This window comes from Bacillus thuringiensis (assembly GCF_001182785.1).
Taxonomy (GTDB): domain Bacteria; phylum Bacillota; class Bacilli; order Bacillales; family Bacillaceae_G; genus Bacillus_A; species Bacillus_A thuringiensis_S.
The window spans coordinates 52303-69348 of the sequence record NZ_CP012099.1 but is presented as its reverse complement, the minus strand read 5'-3'; the positions used below and the strand labels follow the sequence as shown (position 1 = coordinate 69348).

Genomic DNA, 17046 nt, shown 5'->3' with positions numbered 1-17046 from the left:
TCGTAACATAGAAAAACTTTCCTATACAATTGTAAAGCCTGTATTTAATTAATTTGAGTAAACGCTTGGTTTTAATACGCCTACATAAGGAAGATTACGGTACTGCTCTTTATAATCTAATCCATATCCTACTACAAATTCATGTGGAACAGTAAATCCAACATAATCCGCTTTCAGATCAACCTTACGGCCTGTTGGCTTATCTAATAATGTAACAATTTTTACAGACTTCGCTTTACGATATTTGAATAAGTCTACTAAGTAGCTTAGTGTAAGACCACTATCAATAATATCTTCGACGATTAAAATATCGCGACCTTCTACAGAAGTATCAAGATCTTTTAAAATTTTCACTTCGCCTGTTGAAACTGTAGAGTGACCATAACTAGATACAGCCATAAAATCCATTTCAAGATATGTATCTGTTCTCTTTAATAAATCTGCCATGAATGGCATTGCGCCTTTTAATACACCAATTGCAAGAGGTACTGTGTTTTTATAATCCTCTGCAATAACTGCACCTAGTTCGCGCACCTTTTCTTGTATTTGTTCTTCAGAAATTAATACTTTTTCGATATCTTGATTCATCATTTCATTATCCTCCCGGAAGACTCCTTGCTTTTGTAGTGAATAATCATATATTTATCCTTCTTTGCCATCTCTTTCGAAATTGCAAATGCAGATCGCTTCAACAAGGGTACCCAAATAATGTTCCCACTTGCGTCACAAACGACCGGCCATTCTTCCCTTTTTTCTTTCGGTACTTTCGCTTCGATAAAAATAGTTTTTATCTTTTTCGTGCCATCCATACCTTGTATTGACATGCGATCTCCATTTTCTCTAGAACGAATACGAAGTGGATATGATATATCATTATACTTAGCAACAAATACTGTTTCATTCATGTTACTTGGTATATCTTCGCTCACCTCTGTTACAAATTCATCCCCGTTCAATATTGTAATGGTCCCGGGTACTGATAAATCTTGTAAAAAAGGAGAGGCAATTTCTTGTTTAAATCTAAAGCTACACTCCTCGTATGTGCGAACAATTTTCAAATCACCTGGAAAATCAAGTGAACCTGAAGGTTGTGTCCGCTTAAAAAACTCAATCACCTTGTCAATATGTATAGAAGAAAGAGAAGATGGAATCTTATATTCATAAAGATAGTTTAATATTAGTTGAATCCCTCTTCTTTGTAAAGGCATAGACATGGATTCAAAGGCAGGAATTGATAAGCTAATTTGTTTATCACTTTTTTTTGTAATTACTTTATTCATTTTCTCAAAAGCTAATTCCTGCAAATAAGCCTCATCCTCTTGCATTTGCACGCTAAATTTTTGGAATTTCTCATGCATTTGTGGATTTTCTTCTTTTAAGTGAGGAAGGACATATTTACGTAATCGATTCCTTGTATATAATTCCTTTTTATTACTCGGATCTATACGCGGAATTAAATTTAGCTTATTACAGTAATCAACAATTTCTTCCTTCGTTACCCCAAGTAACGGCCTAATTAAATACCCATTATGAAAAGGACGCTTCACTGCAATTCCTGCATATCCTTTCGGAGTACTCCCTCTTACAAGACGCATTAAAATTGTCTCTACTTGATCATCTCCATGATGTCCAAGTGCAACATATCTTGCATCATATTTCTTCATTATTCTTTCCAAAAATGCATATCTGCATTCTCTAGCAGCAACCTGTGCATTCATCCCGTATTGCTGTTGATATTGTGATACATTAATCCTTATCGTTTCACAAATAATTCCTAGTTCTTCACAAAGGCCCTGAACAAACTGTAAATCCTCATGAGATTCCTCACCTCTAAACATATGATCCACATGAGCCACTACAATTTCCAACTGTTTTTCCGCTCTTTTTTCTAATAAATAATATAAAAGGGCTAACGAGTCAGGACCACCAGAAACTCCCACAACAATCGTTGAATCATTCTTTAATACATCATGCTGCTTTACAAAGTCATCTACTTTTTCAACAAATGTATCTTTCAACTTCGCAATCACCTTTCATTAAACAAGAACAGCAACGTTAGTCACCTTGTTTATAATGGTACAACTTTTACAAACATTGTGCAAAAAAAAGATATACAAAAATTACATTTTTATTTTACATCCTCCGTGTGTATTCACAAAATTAATAACATTACCTTTTCCCACAAAAAAACCTAGGTATTCACCTAGGTTTTTAAAATCAAATTATAGATAAACATTCCACTTACATTTTACTGCGCCTGCATTCCTACAATCGGAATCGTAGCCCACTTCGGCATATTTTTCTTCACTTTTGCCACTACAATAGTCATATCATCATTTATATAACCATCACAAGAGCGAATCACTTCTTCCATAATGATATCAGCAATTTCTTGCGGGTCTTCGGTTTGCAATTCTTTAATTTTCCGTTTCATCCACAATTCATGATTCTCTACATGCTGTGCTCCCTCAAAAATCCCATCGCTCATCATAATAAGGATATCGCCCGTTTTTAATTGTTCACCCACCACATCAACTTCAACATCCTCGATGATTCCCATCGGCAAGTTACTTGCTTCAATTTTCAAAATATTATTCGCGCGTTTGACAAAACTCGGTGTTGATCCAATCTTTAAAAACCTTGCACTCGCATCTCGCAAATCTACCATAGCTAAATCTAATGTCGTAAACATCTCTTCCGTCGTTCTCAAAGAAAGAATTGAATTGATAGACTTAATTGCTATTTCTTCATCAATACCCGATTGGAGTATTTTTTGTAATAATTTCACCGTTTCCTTACTTTCCATATGAGCTCTTTGCCCATTTCCCATACCATCACTAATCGCAAGTGCATATTTACCAACACTTAAATCCATCATCGCATAAGAGTCACCCGAAACAAATCCACCACCTTTTGCAGCTGTAGCCAATCCTGTATCAAGAGAGTACGTCTTCGCCGAACCAAATGATATTAAACTGTGGCCATTTGGATAAGAAGACTTTTCTTCATGTTTAACGACAATATTTTCTTTAAGGATATCCGAAAGCATCGGTGCAACTAACTTTTCACATTCACCATGTTCATTAGATGCAACTGGAATCAACATTTCAATATCAATACTTCCTCTATCTAAACAATAAATATCAACATGCTCTACTTCGACACCAAAATCACGGAACGCTTGCATAATCTGCTCTTCCTGCACTTGATGATTTTCACGCTCTCGTTGTATCTCCTTAGCAAAATCCTCCATAACCTTTGATACACCTAATAGTTGCTCCGCAACTATTCTACGATTTTCCTTCATTTGTTTTCGTAATTTTTGTCCCTCATAGAAATGATCTAATTCACCCGCTACTAAATCTGTCACTTTTTTCCCTCTCACACAATGCTTGTCCCACTCACGAACTAATTTACGATTATGTTGCAGGGTTCCTTCTTCCGTTTCACTCATTATTTGTTTCATATAATCGTACGTTTTATCGAAATTCACTACCCAGCATTGATCCTTTTTAAAGCATGTTTGACATGTTTTCGCAGTAATTGTACTCAAAAACAAATCTGCTTCTGTCTCTTTATCTTCTTCCTCTACATACCCATATACAGAAAAGCTATTAGATAAAGCAGCAAATACATTTGCAAATTGATTGATTTTGTTTGCTGTAACATCACGCATCCTTCTTAAATATTGTTGTTGATCTTGCGAATGCTCTTGTGTACCTGGCATAAATTTAGCAATACGATCCAAAACAAGCTTTGGCGTTAATAAGAAGATCGCAATCGCTACACCTGACTCAATTAAAGTTGTTACAATATTCGTCTGCTTGTCTACATATAATGTAATTAAGCTTGTCCCTATTAATAACCCTAAACTAACACCTAAACGCTTCCCTTCTTTTAACAACCCACCAAGCAATCCAGAAAAAGCGAGAAGGCTAAGCTGAGACAAACTAGACACATTTGCTAAACTTAATATCAATCCTGTTACGACCCCCACTGTAGATCCTGTAGCAGCACCCGCAATAAATGCAAATACTAGTACTAAATACCTTGTAAAAATATGTTGAATAGAAGCATCATATACAAACCAATCTGTTGTACCCGTTAAAACAGATGCTAGTAATATAATCAAACAAACAATTTCTTCCGTCTCTAATGCCTGTTGTTTTCCTTTCCTTTCCACTAAAAGCGGGACACTTTGTAAAAATATCATAGTTAATACGAAACTAAGCCCAGCCTCAATGGTACTAACGAGTAAATCGTACATGGTGACAGTTTGTTGTGCAAAGTATACAACAACTAAGTGTGCGGTTAATGCGGAGATAAATACTTGAAATGGAACAAGTCCAACGGTTTTACGTGTAAATCTACTAAAGAAGATATTATAAATGAAGAAAGTAAAGATAGATGCAAAAGTAAAAAACAAATTATCTATCGAGACTGAAAGAGCTCCTCCCATTAGAGCTAAAAATGCTAACGGCATCTTATCCCGCTTCATAACATAAACAGCAGCAAAAAACGGAAGTGCAAAAGGTAAAATATTTGTTAATATATATGCTCGTCCCAAAAGAAAACCAATAACAACAATAATAAATCCCCATCTAAAGAAAACTTGCTCAAATTTCATTCGCAACTTACTCGTCCACTTTATTCCTCCAAGCTGACTCTCATTCATTGCCAATGCACTTGTATTCATAGTATTCCTTCCTGCTTTAGGCATATTTTTAACACCACCTGCATAGTTTAATTACTGTCATTATAAAAGATGATTGTTGGGATTTTTGTCAAAACAACAGTTTTCACTTTTATAATCGTTCGACTTTTTATTCGAAATAACTCTACAGATATACACAGTATGTAAGTTATTTTTGAATTTTTAATTAAATATTCAGAAAATATAGGGTGATTTTGTAGAAGTGTTGTATATCTTAATTTATTCAACAAAAAAAGATCATGCAAATTTGCATGATCTTTTTAGATGACCCGTACGGGATTCGAACCCGTGTTACCGCCGTGAAAGGGCGGTGTCTTAACCACTTGACCAACGGGCCGTTAAATTAAATATAGCGGCGGAGGGGATCGAACCCCCGACCTCACGGGTATGAACCGTACGCTCTAGCCAGCTGAGCTACACCGCCATGTCGTCTTATTTAACGGACAATTAGTATCTTACATCAGATATTATTTAAAGTCAACACATCTCAAAAAAAAATTTAAAAATATATTTTAACATATAAAAAAGCACCCTGAGCCATCACTCTGGGTACCTCTCTATATGTTAAAAACTAAACGGCCTTATTATCCGCGACGCGCGCCACGGCCACCACGTTTAGACTCTGTGTTACGCTTTAAAGAAGTTAAGCGATCTTCGCTATCCTTTAAGAAGCGTGCCATCTTTTGCTCAAATGTTTCTTTTGGAGCTCGGTCGTTACCGCCACCGCGATTATCTCTGTTGAAAGAGCGATTATTACGTTGTGGACGTCCAGAACGTTGTTGATCACCACCGCGTTGGTATTCACCGCGTGGACGATCTCCTTCTGTTTTTTCACGTTCTTTCGCTTTTTTGATAGATAAACCAATCTTTCCATCTTTTTCAACATTAATAACTTTTACTTCTACTTGGTCGCCCACTTTTAAGTGATCGTTAATATCTTTTACATAGTTATCAGCAACTTCACTAATATGAACAAGACCAGTTAAGCCTTCTGGCAGCTCCACAAAAGCCCCAAAATTTGTAATACCTGTTACTTTACCCTGTAACTTGCTGCCTACCTCGATTGACATAAAAAAAATGCTCCTCCTTAGTGGTTAAAAAGTCAAATTTTACTTTATTATATATAATCCTAAAATATAGTGTCAATAAGACATACTCTACTTAGAAACAGGAAAAATTATCTCCCCTTTACCAGAGAAGAAATAATCCCTTCTAGCAATCTTTAATACATACTCTTCATCATTTAACTTTTGAACTTCGTCTTTTAGACTTTTTTCTTTATTCGTTAATGAATCCAGTTCTTTTTTCATGTCCTTAACTTTTGCTTCTTTTGCTTTAATGGAACTGTTTTGTTGATAAAACGTTACACTAATGCTCGCAATAATTGTAAAAGTAAAGACAAGAAAAACCGCTAAACGGCGATAAAGTCGCTTCCTGTTCTCATCCGTTTGTATTATATGCTCTTTAACAGGATTTGGACTCTGCTTTTCGATTGTTCTTTGTCTCAGTTCCCTCATTTCCGAGGTCCCCCTAACTTCTTTTTTATACGCTCCCATAGTTGGAAGATATGCCCCTTCAATTTTGCTATATATTGCAGGAACCCTATATGTTTCACTATAAAAAGTTTAACACGATTAGGGAGAAGTTTCCATATGAGCGAAGCAATAAATCGAACAGGCCAGAAAAAAACTTTCCATATGAAAAGTAATATCCAAATCACCATTTTCCATAACACATGTCCAATTGAAAGCAGTATACGAAATAAGAATAATATAAATGCAATAAATAGCTGCGCTATAATAATAACAGGTTTTATCATGAGTAGCTGTATAATTCGAACAAAAAAATATGTTGTTTGCATAAAAATATAGATGAGAAAATTTAACAGCTTCATGTATAGTGCTTTCAGTAAGCTTTGATATGCCGCAAAACCACATAATAATGCCAAAAACACATATATACGTAGTTCAGCTTCATTTACGAGAAGCAATACATAAAAGACGAATAATGCTTGGACAATCCAAAATAATATATCATGTATAAATACAAGCCAACGTTTACGCTCTTGACGCTTTAAAAAACGTTGATATGTATCTAAAGATGCTCCAATCCAAGCACCCATTCCAATCATTGAAAGCATTGTATACAACTGAATTGTTAAGCTCATTTAAACAACTTACTAAAGAAACCTTTAGTTTTTTCTCCTTGATTTTCATCAATATACAGCATCTCATGAACTTTCCCTTTAATCGACACAATGCCTTTTTCCACATCTAAATTTTTCATTTGTAAATTTTGACCACGAATCGTTAAAAAACCCATTACGGTTTCGAGTAAAAACTCCTCGCTATCAAAACTCTCTACTTGCTTCACACCAGTAATATCAATTACACGCCTGCCACGCATAATAATATCATGCTCTACAGAAACATTTTGTTGATTAGAAGACGTAGGTGAGTAACCATTATTCACGTAAATCCCCCCATAGGTTTTTACTAGCTAATAGTAATGTATGAGGGGATACACGATTTTAGAACAAGCCTTCTTCCGCTTTTACTTTTTCTTCGCGAACTAAGCTATACATATTTGCAGCATCTTCTTTTTTAGTTGTTTCTTTCAATTCATTTATTTTTACAGTCACTATTTTTTGACCAAAACGAATTGTTAATTCATCAGCTACTTTCACATCAGAACTCGCTTTTGCCACTTGACCATTAATAGATATTCTTCCTTGATCAGCTACTTCTTTCGCTAATGTTCTTCTTTTTATTAAGCGTGACACTTTTAAAAACTTATCTAGACGCATAGTAAATCCCCCTATTAACGCTCTGTTTGTTTCGCTTCTTCCCATAAAACATCTAACTGTTCTAATGATAAATCTTTCATCTCTTTATTCATTTCAGCTACTTTTGCCTCCATGTATAAAAAACGATTAGTAAATTTCTCATTAGTTGAACGTAATGCCTCTTCTGGATCTATTTTGTAATGACGGGCTATATTAACAAATGCAAATAGTAAATCACCAAATTCACCTAGCATCTTTTCCTCATCCATGTTTGTAACTTCTTGTTGGAATTCTTGCCATTCTTCCAAAGCTTTTTCTATCATCGGTTGCACATCAACCCAATCAAATCCAACCTTACCAGCTTTCTTCTGAATTTCATAGGCGCGTAGTAACTGCGGCAAACTTTTTGGAACGCCATTTAAAACAGATTCTTTCACAAATCCTTTTTCTTGTTTTTTAATTTCTTCCCAATTTGCGATCACTTCATCAGCATTGCTTACATCCGTATTTCCAAATACATGCGGATGGCGACGAACCATTTTCTCAGATAGAGTTCGAATGATATCATCTATAGAGAACCAACCTTCATCTTCTCCGATTTGAGCATGAAGCATAACTTGTAATAATATATCACCTAATTCTTCTACTAAGTGATCATCATCCTCTTCATCAATTGCTTCCAACACTTCATAAGCTTCCTCAATTAAATATTTCTTTAATGATTGATGTGTTTGCTTTTTATCCCACGGACAACCATTTGGACCACGAAGGTCTGCAATAATTTCTCTAAGGACATCAAACTGTTGATACAAGGACGCACGCTCCTGAACTGGCGGCACATACACACTCGTTAAATTATTCAATTCCGTTTCATGATCCAGCATGTACAACGGTACCTTCTTTACTTGTTCAAATGAAGTTCCTGCAGCTGTTACGATATACACTTCATAATCATCTGGCAACATCTCCATTAATGTTAATTTCACATCAGATGCAACGAATGCATCATATACTTGGCAAAAGATTAAATGTTGACGTAATTCTAATTGCCCTCTTTCAAATGATGTAGCGTCAAGTAATTGGAATCCTTCAATCGGATCAATTTTTAGGCTTGCAAACATAGGATCAAGGAAACTTTGCCCACCTTCAATTCGCACTTCAATATTTGAAACTTTACCTTTTTCCAACAGTAGCTGAACTGTTCTTTCTGCTACAAGTGGATGCCCCGGAACAGCATAGATAACGTCTGTATCCTCAGCTTGTTCTAGCAATTTATTCGCAATTGTTTCATATACAATTTCAAACGTATCATGTGCTTCATATACAGCATCAAAAGCCGTATATTGTACGCCTTCTTTCTCCAATTCTTCTATAACTGGATGTTCCTTCGTTCTAACAAACAGATGGTCTGCTTCTTTTATTTTTCGATATACACCCATCGTTAGCTGATCTAATTCACCAGCACCTAAACCTAAAATAGTAATGATTCCACTCACAACCTGTCACCTCTATCCACTCTTCTTCAATGAACCTTCTTTTTTCTCTTGTTTCATAACGGTTCCTAATTCTTTTTTTGTAAATACACGTAATTTTAAAATAAAAAACATATATGTCAATCCGCCGATGGCTACACCTAACAAAGATTCAATCGTCGCGCTCGCTCTATGTTCCGTATCAATTACTAATCCAGACATCTGCAACACACGCGTGAACATCATTAATACAAACCCCATACAGATACCACTAATTACTATCCCTAACATATTTCGCTTATTAATAAGTGACCCTGATACAGCTCTCATAAGCAACAAACTATTTAGTCCAGAAATTATAATTAACGCACATAAAGTCGCAAAAGCTGCCCCTTTCACACCAAAATAAGGCATGAATATATAGTTTAACGCTAACTTTAAGCAACCTCCAAATACAACAAATAATGCTGGCTTAAATGTTTGTCCCAGCCCTTGTAAAATAGAAGCCGTCGTAATTGACAATGAACTAAATAAAATAGATAAAGATAAAATAGATAAAACATCTGATCCATCACTATTTTCAAACAACATAATATTCGTAGGTTGAATAATACAAGTTAGCCCAATAGCTGCTGCAAATCCAATAACAAATGTTATTTTCATCGCTAACTTTACCTTTTCTTGAATAAAGGAAAGATCTCCTCTTTCCTTCGCCGCTGTAATAATTGGAATAAGTGATAACGAGAAAGAAGTCGTCACAACAGTACCTAATTGCATTAGCGGAATACTTCTATCATAAACACCCTTTAATACTTTTGCACTTTCAGCCTGTTCTCCCGCACCAATAAGTAAGGTGTACAAGGACATTGAATCAGCCATCTGTATAAAAATAAGCACTAAATTACTAACACAAATCGCTAATCCCTGCCAAAAAAGGATTTTAATTATCCTCCTTTTACCCTTAATTCTCGCTACACTTTTAAAAAATATGGAACGAAAATCTCGACGCATATACAACATAAGTACAATAATCCCAATAAGTCCACCCGCAATTGAGCCTAACATAGCCCCTGCACCAACTGTATATAAATCAAATCCGTGAGCAATTAGGAATAGCGATAAAAATACAATAATGGAAACCCGAATTGTTTGTTCTATTACTTGCGAAACAGCCGTTGGCATCATATTATTGAACCCTTGAAAATAACCTCTTGCTACAGACAAAAATGGCATCAATAAGAATGAAAATGAAATAACACGTAGTAACTTATCTAAATGCATATCACCCATAGCTATCGCAATTGTTTCGGCCCCAAAAAACAATGTAAAGAAGCCTATAAAACCAATTCCTAATAAAAACCAAAAAGATACACAAATAATTTCTTCTGCTTCTTTTTGTTTTCCCCGCTCTAGTCGTTCTGCAACCATTTTTGAAATGATAACAGGAAACCCATAAGTAGCTAAAATTAAACAAAATCCATAAAACGGGTAAATTTGTTGGTAAATATAAAAACCAATATCCCCCGCTATATTTTGATATGGAATACGGTAAAAGGCGCTTAATACCTTTGTAACAAAACTTGCAATCGTTAATATAATAGCCCCACGCCAAAAGGCTTGATACTTCTTCGCTTCCATACAAGAAAACTCCTTTTTCTATTCTCACCTCTCGTATTATATCATAAAGAAAAACACAAACTCCCTTACCACCACGGGTAATAATAGGTCCCTACGCGTTAAAAATATTCAACGAAAAAAGGTAGCAAAGTGCTACCTTCATTCAATATACATGTATCTCCAAATAATTGATTTCTCAAAAAGAAATATCATAATTAGGAAAGATTACTACTTCTAAAATCTATATACCCTTACTGTTCCATTTGTTTCGCTAAGAAACTGGCAGCAGTATTAACCGCTTTATGCTCGATTTCGCTTATAATGGCTTCTTTTGAAAAAATAATGACGGCTCCAATTGGGTCTCCATTTGCAACAATCGGTCCAACTGTATAAGAATGAACCTTTTCTGTTACACCATCGATAATAGAAATATCACTTTCGTCCGTCATAATAACAGACTTTCGTTCTTCCATCGTTTTTTCGATTAGATCGCCAACACTTTTATTTAAGTATTCTTTTTTCGATACGCCTGATACTGCGATGATAGAATCTCGATCACACACAAGCACATTATGTCCTAAGCTGTCATATAAAGCCTCAGCATATTCTTTTGCAAAATCACCTAGTTCACTAATTGGAGAATACTTCTTTAAAATTACTTCTCCATCGCGATCAACAAATATTTCTAGTGGGTCTCCTTCTCGAATACGTAAAGTTCTACGAATTTCCTTCGGGATTACTACCCTGCCTAAATCATCAATTCGACGTACGATTCCAGTTGCTTTCATTCTAATGCTGCCTCACTTTCTACTGATGATCAAAGTGGTGAATTTACCTGTTCATGTAAAAATCACCAACTGTTAGACATAGTATTTTACACATTAGTTCTTCTATGCACGCCGAATTGTATTTTTTTATCTTATTTTAGGCATTTATTACTTCTTTTTTCACATCTGGTAAGCCTTTTAATAAATTTTCAGCAATTGTTAACCACTTCGATGTCTCTAAGCCATTTGTTTTCATAACAATTTTCAATTGTGATCCTTCCATTCCTAGACCGATCATACGCCCAAAACTATTTCCGAGCATGAATAATTTTCCACCATCAATATTTTGGCTTGCTTGTTCCGAAAACAGGAATGTTACTTCAAATTTATTTTGCTTGATTAACTCAATTTGTTCTTTCATTGCCAACACTTTAATATTTGCAATTTGTAATAAATAACCAACTTCTTGTGGATAATCACCGAATCTATCGATCATTTCTTCCTGCAGTTCTTCAATATCCTCAATTGTAGAAACACCTCTAAATTGTTTATACATCATAATTTTTTGCTTACTATCTGAAATATAAGCATCTGGTAAGTATGCATCTACCTCTAAGTCAATTTCAACATTAACTGTATTTTCAGCCCCATCTGTTCCTCTACGCTGTTCAATTGCATCTTTTAACATTTGAGAATATAGATCAAATCCGACAGAATCAATAAATCCATGCTGTTCTGCCCCTAACAAATTACCTGCTCCACGAATAGATAAATCTCTCATCGCAATTTTGAAACCAGATCCAAGTTCCGTGAACTCTTTAATTGCTTGCAGACGCTTCTCTGCAACCTCTGAGAGCACTTTGTCACGTTTATAAGCAAAGTATGCATACGCAACACGATTAGAACGTCCAACACGCCCACGAAGCTGATACAACTGTGATAATCCCATACGATCTGCATCGAATACAATTAACGTATTTACATTCGGAATATCTACACCCGTCTCAATAATTGTTGTACTTACAAGAACATCATGCTGCCCTTCTAAAAATGATAGCATAACAGACTCTAATTCACTTTCGTTCATTTTCCCATGTGCGTACGTTACGCGAGCATCTGGAACTAACATCGAAATTTCATCTGCTTTTCTTTCAATATCCTCTACACGGTTATATAGGAAGTAAATTTGACCGCCTCTTGCAAGCTCTCGCTCTATCGCCTCTCGCATTAATGCTGGATTATACTCTACTACATACGTTTGGACTGGGAAACGATTTTCTGGTGGTGTCTCAATAACAGATAAGTCGCGCACACCAAGCATAGACATATGAAGCGTCCGTGGAATCGGAGTTGCCGTTAATGTTAATACGTCAACATTCGCCTTCAATTGTTTAATTTTTTCTTTATGCGTCACGCCAAATCTTTGTTCTTCATCAATAATAAGAAGCCCTAAATCTTTATAAGTAACATCTTTAGATAAAATACGATGTGTTCCGATTACAATATCTATTGTGCCATCCTTTAAGCCCTTAATCGTTTCATTTTGTTGTTTTCTCGTACGGAATCTACTTAATAATCCTATATTGATTGGATAATCTTGAAAACGCTCTCGAATTGTTTCATAGTGTTGCTGCGCAAGAATCGTTGTCGGTACTAAAATTGCAACTTGTTTTTCATCCATAATTGCTTTAAATGCCGCACGAATAGCCACTTCAGTCTTTCCATACCCTACATCACCACAAAGGAGCCTATCCATCGGGCGTCCCCGTTCCATATCTTTTTTAATTTCGTCAATAGAACGTAACTGATCCTCTGTCTCTTGATATGGGAAAGATGATTCGAACTCTTGTTGTTCTGCCGTATCTGGCGTATATGCATAGCCTTTTGAAGCTTCGCGCTCAGCATATAGTTTAATTAGGTCATCCGCAATGTCTTGTACAGATTTTTCAACTTTCGTTTTAACCTTTTTCCAATCATTTCCGCCTAATTTATAAACTTTCGGATCCTTACCTTCAGACCCTACATATTTTTGGACTTGATCAATTTGTTCAATTGGAACGTATAGCTTATCATTACCTTGATATTTAATATTTAAATAATCTTTATGAACACCATTAATCTCTAATGTCTCAATACCTAAAAATTTACCTATACCATGATTTACGTGAACTACATAATCCCCAACTTTTAATTCCGAATAACTTTTAATACGTTCAGCATTCGATAACTTTTGTTTACGTTGTGATTTTTTAACTTTCTTATGGAAAAGTTCCTTTTCAGTAATGACAACAAACTTTTGCATCGGCATTTCAAACCCTGCATGTAAATCACCTACAGCAATTTGTAACCTTCCAGGTAATAAGATATCTGTGCCTTCTACAATATCTGCCTCAATATCATAATCACTTAAAATATGTTGTAATTTTTTCACACGTTCATCATCTGTTCCAAGTACAACAGTCGTAAAATGCCCTTCATTCCATCTATCAATTTCTGTTTTTAACAAATTCATCTGCCCATGGAAATCTTGCATTGTTTTACATGTTACATTCACAATATTTTGCGGATGTGTGTGTGTGATATGACGTAAGAATAACGTTAAATATACAAAACTTCTTTTTTTATGATGAAGAAATCCCTCGAATGCGTGAGAGAAAGATAAATCTTGAATAATCGTTCCTTCACCGAGAAGTGATATATACCATTCCGCCTCTTCTGTTTCAAGATGTGATGCTGTTTCTTGAATACGGGAAATCTCATCTAAAATTACAACACCGTCTTCTGGTAAATAATCTATCAGACTAGCAGGTTCTTTATAGAAAATAGATAAGTATTTAAACATCTGTTCTATACTTTGCCCGTTTTTCAACATCTCAATTTCATGACTTACCGTCTCAAGCACTGTAGTCTTTAATTTATCATCAGAAAGTTTTTGCATCGTCTTAGTCAGACCTTCTTCAAGATGCTGAATTCCTGATTTTAATTCTTCCTGTGAAAATAAAAATTCTGTTGCCGGACCAAACCTAACGCTTTCTTTTTTACCTTGAGAGCGCTGTTCATCGACATCAAATAATCGAATAGAATCGACTTCTGTATCGAAAAATTCAATACGAAATGGTAGTTCTTCAGTTAAAGGATAAATGTCTAATATTCCCCCGCGCAAACTGAACTCCCCTGGGGCTTCTACCATCGACTTACGCTCATAGCCAATATGATGTAAAGTGTACAAGAGCGCATCTAAATCAATCTCTTGCCCTAGATTGATTTCAATTTGCTTTTGCTTCCACAATTCCTTTATTGGTAAAAATCTACGCAATCCTGCCACTGGCGCTACAATGATTCCATTCTCTCCCGCAGCCAAGCGATTTAACACTTCTATACGTTGCGCCTTCAATTCCGGACTTGCAACCCCAATTTCCGATGCTATCAGTTCATTCACTGGATATAGCCACACATCTTTTTCACCAAGTAACGCCACTAAATCTTCATGTACTTTTTGTGCTTGGTATAAGTTATGTGTCACGATTAATTGTGATTTTTTTGTTTTTTTATATAAAGCCGCCATTAATAATGAACGAGAAGATGTTGCCATCCCTGATATAAGTTGTTCCTTTAACCCATCTTCTAATCCATTAATAACCGATTGTATCTCTTCATTTTTATAAAATTGCTCTAATAAACCTATCATTTTTAAAACTCCTCTCAACATAAAGAGCAAGTCATTCTATTTTATGCAAATATTTCGGAAAAGGAAAACAGAAAAATGCTTTGGACACGCCAAAGCGACAACATTTTATTGCAGAAATTTTTCATATTCATAATACTCAGGATAAGATGCGAGCGTTTCTTGACACGATTCACAAATCGTTTTTATATATATATTTCCATTTTCATGAAAATGAATCATCTCTACTACTTCTTGCTCTGTTAGTTGAAATAAAACGTCGCTATATACTTTTTCTGCGTTAATGGAGCCTACATTACCTCCGCAATGTCTGCAATAATAATACCCTTCCATACTAGCCTCCTAAAAATTCAATTACTACTAGTATGGGTAAAACAAAAGATAAATATTCCCAATCTCATTTTTAACTATTGAAAGTATTCATGATTTGGAGAAAAGGCTTATTTAGCCACTCTTCACATGCATCCGCTGCTTTTTCAATAGAATAGTTAACATCCGGAGTCTCTTCAGATGTAAAGCGTCCCAATACATAATCGACTACCTTCATTCCATTTTTGGGGCGATCAATTCCCATACGGATACGTTGAAATTCTTGTGTTCCTAGGTGCGAAATCGTTGACTTTACACCATTATGTCCACCAGCACTACCTTTCATGCGAAGACGTAATTTACCTACAGGAATATCTAAATCGTCGTACATAACAACGAAGTCCTCAACATCAATTTTATAATAATCCATGAGTGGACGAATACTTTCCCCAGATAAATTCATGTATGTTAGCGGCTTTAATAAGATTACCTTTTCTCCATTAACAAACCCTGCACCAAATACACCTTTAAATTTTTGTTCATTCAAAGAAATGTTCCAACGCTTCGCAAGTTCATCAATGGCCATAAATCCAATATTATGCCTTGTTAATTCATATTCTCTACCTGGGTTCCCAAGTCCTACTATCAATTTCATTCTTGTACCACTACTTTCTTTTTTCGATACGAAAAGACGTAACCAATTTTGGTTACGTCTCATTCTATCCAATTAATTGAATAATACACTCACAGATTCTTCTTCGTATACACGAATGATTGCTTCTCCGATTAATGGAGCAACTGAAAGTTCATGTACTTTGTCGATTTTCTTCTCTTCCGGTAATACGATAGAGTTCGTTACAACTAACTCTTTAATATTTGAATTTTGAATACGCTCAATTGCTGGGCCAGATAATACTGGGTGTGTACAGCAAGCATATACTTCAGAAGCGCCGTTCTCAACAAGAGCGTTTGCTGCTAATGTAATTGTACCAGCTGTATCAATGATGTCATCAATTAAAATTGCTGTTTTGCCTTCAATATTACCGATAATGTTCATTACCTCTGATACGTTCGGGCGAGGACGACGCTTATCAATAATAGCGATTGGCGCTTTTAGACGATCTGCCATTTTTCTTGCACGAGTTACACCACCATGATCAGGAGACACGATTACGATATCTTTAAGACCTTTTGTTTCAAAGTAATCAGACAGAATCGGTACACCCATTAAGTGGTCGATTGGGATATCAAAGAACCCTTGAATTTGTGGAGCATGTAAATCTAGAGTGATTACACGAGTTGCACCTGCTGTTTCAAGCAAGTTTGCTACAAGTTTCGATGTAATTGGTTCACGAGAACGCGCTTTACGGTCTTGACGCGCATAACCATAGTAAGGAATAACAATATTAATTGTTTTCGCAGATGCACGTTTTAATGCATCGATCATAATAAGTAATTCCATGATATGTTCGTTTACTGGGAAGCTTGTAGATTGAATAATGAATACATCGCAACCACGGATACTTTCTTCAATGTTAATTTGAACTTCTCCATCACTAAAACGATCAACAGAACATTTTCCTAGCCCTACTCCAATATGCTTTGCAATCTGCTCAGCAAGTTCCTTATTAGAGTTTAAAGAGAATACTTTCAAATTAGAATTTAGATATTGAGTCGACATCTAGATTAACCCTCCA

General features: G+C 35.5%; 15 protein-coding genes and 2 tRNA genes. All 17 read right to left on the bottom strand.

The features are described 5' to 3' along the window. Nucleotides 1-48 precede the first annotated feature (48 nt). Nucleotides 49-591: a hypoxanthine phosphoribosyltransferase gene (gene hpt / locus AC241_RS00365; RefSeq protein ID WP_000981846.1), complete on the bottom strand. Its 543-nt coding sequence runs from the start codon at nucleotides 589-591 to the stop codon at nucleotides 49-51. Next, nucleotides 588-2018 carry a tRNA lysidine(34) synthetase TilS gene (gene tilS, locus AC241_RS00360; RefSeq protein WP_016079512.1) on the bottom strand — a complete coding sequence of 477 codons (1431 nt, stop codon included), beginning with the start codon at nucleotides 2016-2018 and terminating at the stop codon, nucleotides 588-590. Before tilS ends, hpt begins: the two co-directional genes overlap by 4 nt. 230 nt (nucleotides 2019-2248) lie before the next feature. Further along, a complete protein-coding gene (spoIIE, locus tag AC241_RS00355; RefSeq protein ID WP_001123551.1) occupies nucleotides 2249-4720 on the bottom strand; it encodes a stage II sporulation protein E in 2472 nt (823 codons plus the stop codon). Between the two features lie 259 nt (nucleotides 4721-4979). Next, a tRNA-Glu gene (locus AC241_RS00350) sits at nucleotides 4980-5051 on the bottom strand. Nucleotides 5052-5064: 13 nt separating this feature from the next. Beyond that, nucleotides 5065-5138, bottom strand: a tRNA-Met gene (locus tag AC241_RS00345). 160 nt (nucleotides 5139-5298) lie between these two features. Beyond that, nucleotides 5299-5784: a S1 domain-containing RNA-binding protein gene (locus AC241_RS00340; protein WP_000021451.1), complete on the bottom strand. Its 486-nt coding sequence runs from the start codon at nucleotides 5782-5784 to the stop codon at nucleotides 5299-5301. Between the two features lie 87 nt (nucleotides 5785-5871). Beyond that, complete coding sequence (gene divIC / locus AC241_RS00335) at nucleotides 5872-6231, bottom strand: cell division protein DivIC (RefSeq protein ID WP_001208739.1); 360 nt, start codon at nucleotides 6229-6231, stop codon at nucleotides 5872-5874. Next, entirely contained in the window at nucleotides 6228-6881 is a 654-nt protein-coding gene (gene yabQ, locus AC241_RS00330; protein ID WP_000059773.1) for a spore cortex biosynthesis protein YabQ, read from the bottom strand. The genes divIC and yabQ overlap by 4 nt, the downstream gene beginning before the upstream one ends. Then, on the bottom strand, nucleotides 6878-7186 hold the full coding sequence (gene yabP, locus AC241_RS00325; protein WP_001059105.1) for a sporulation protein YabP: 309 nt from the start codon (nucleotides 7184-7186) through the stop codon (nucleotides 6878-6880). Before yabP ends, yabQ begins: the two co-directional genes overlap by 4 nt. Nucleotides 7187-7244: 58 nt before the next feature. After that, nucleotides 7245-7520 carry an RNA-binding S4 domain-containing protein gene (locus tag AC241_RS00320; RefSeq protein ID WP_001234876.1) on the bottom strand — a complete coding sequence of 92 codons (276 nt, stop codon included), beginning with the start codon at nucleotides 7518-7520 and terminating at the stop codon, nucleotides 7245-7247. A 14-nt stretch (nucleotides 7521-7534) separates the two neighbouring features. Further along, nucleotides 7535-8995, bottom strand: coding sequence for a bifunctional methyltransferase/pyrophosphohydrolase YabN (gene yabN, locus AC241_RS00315; RefSeq protein WP_016079513.1), 1461 nt, complete (start codon nucleotides 8993-8995; stop codon nucleotides 7535-7537). Between the two features lie 12 nt (nucleotides 8996-9007). After that, the gene (locus AC241_RS00310; protein WP_016079514.1) at nucleotides 9008-10609 is read right to left on the bottom strand and encodes a putative polysaccharide biosynthesis protein; all 1602 of its coding nucleotides are present in this window, start codon (nucleotides 10607-10609) and stop codon (nucleotides 9008-9010) included. 230 nt (nucleotides 10610-10839) lie between these two features. Further along, complete coding sequence (spoVT, locus tag AC241_RS00305; protein ID WP_000648306.1) at nucleotides 10840-11376, bottom strand: stage V sporulation protein T; 537 nt, start codon at nucleotides 11374-11376, stop codon at nucleotides 10840-10842. 136 nt (nucleotides 11377-11512) lie between these two features. After that, nucleotides 11513-15043, bottom strand: coding sequence for a transcription-repair coupling factor (gene mfd / locus AC241_RS00300; RefSeq protein WP_043935435.1), 3531 nt, complete (start codon nucleotides 15041-15043; stop codon nucleotides 11513-11515). A 105-nt stretch (nucleotides 15044-15148) separates the two neighbouring features. Further along, nucleotides 15149-15373: an anti-sigma-F factor Fin family protein gene (locus AC241_RS00295; RefSeq protein ID WP_000399438.1), complete on the bottom strand. Its 225-nt coding sequence runs from the start codon at nucleotides 15371-15373 to the stop codon at nucleotides 15149-15151. A gap of 70 nt (nucleotides 15374-15443) precedes the next feature. Next, entirely contained in the window at nucleotides 15444-16004 is a 561-nt protein-coding gene (pth, locus tag AC241_RS00290; RefSeq protein ID WP_080117268.1) for an aminoacyl-tRNA hydrolase, read from the bottom strand. Nucleotides 16005-16076: 72 nt separating this feature from the next. Beyond that, nucleotides 16077-17030 (bottom strand): ribose-phosphate diphosphokinase, encoded by a 954-nt coding sequence (locus AC241_RS00285; protein ID WP_000107420.1) that lies wholly within the window; start codon nucleotides 17028-17030, stop codon nucleotides 16077-16079. Between the last annotated feature and the right edge of the window lie 16 nt (nucleotides 17031-17046).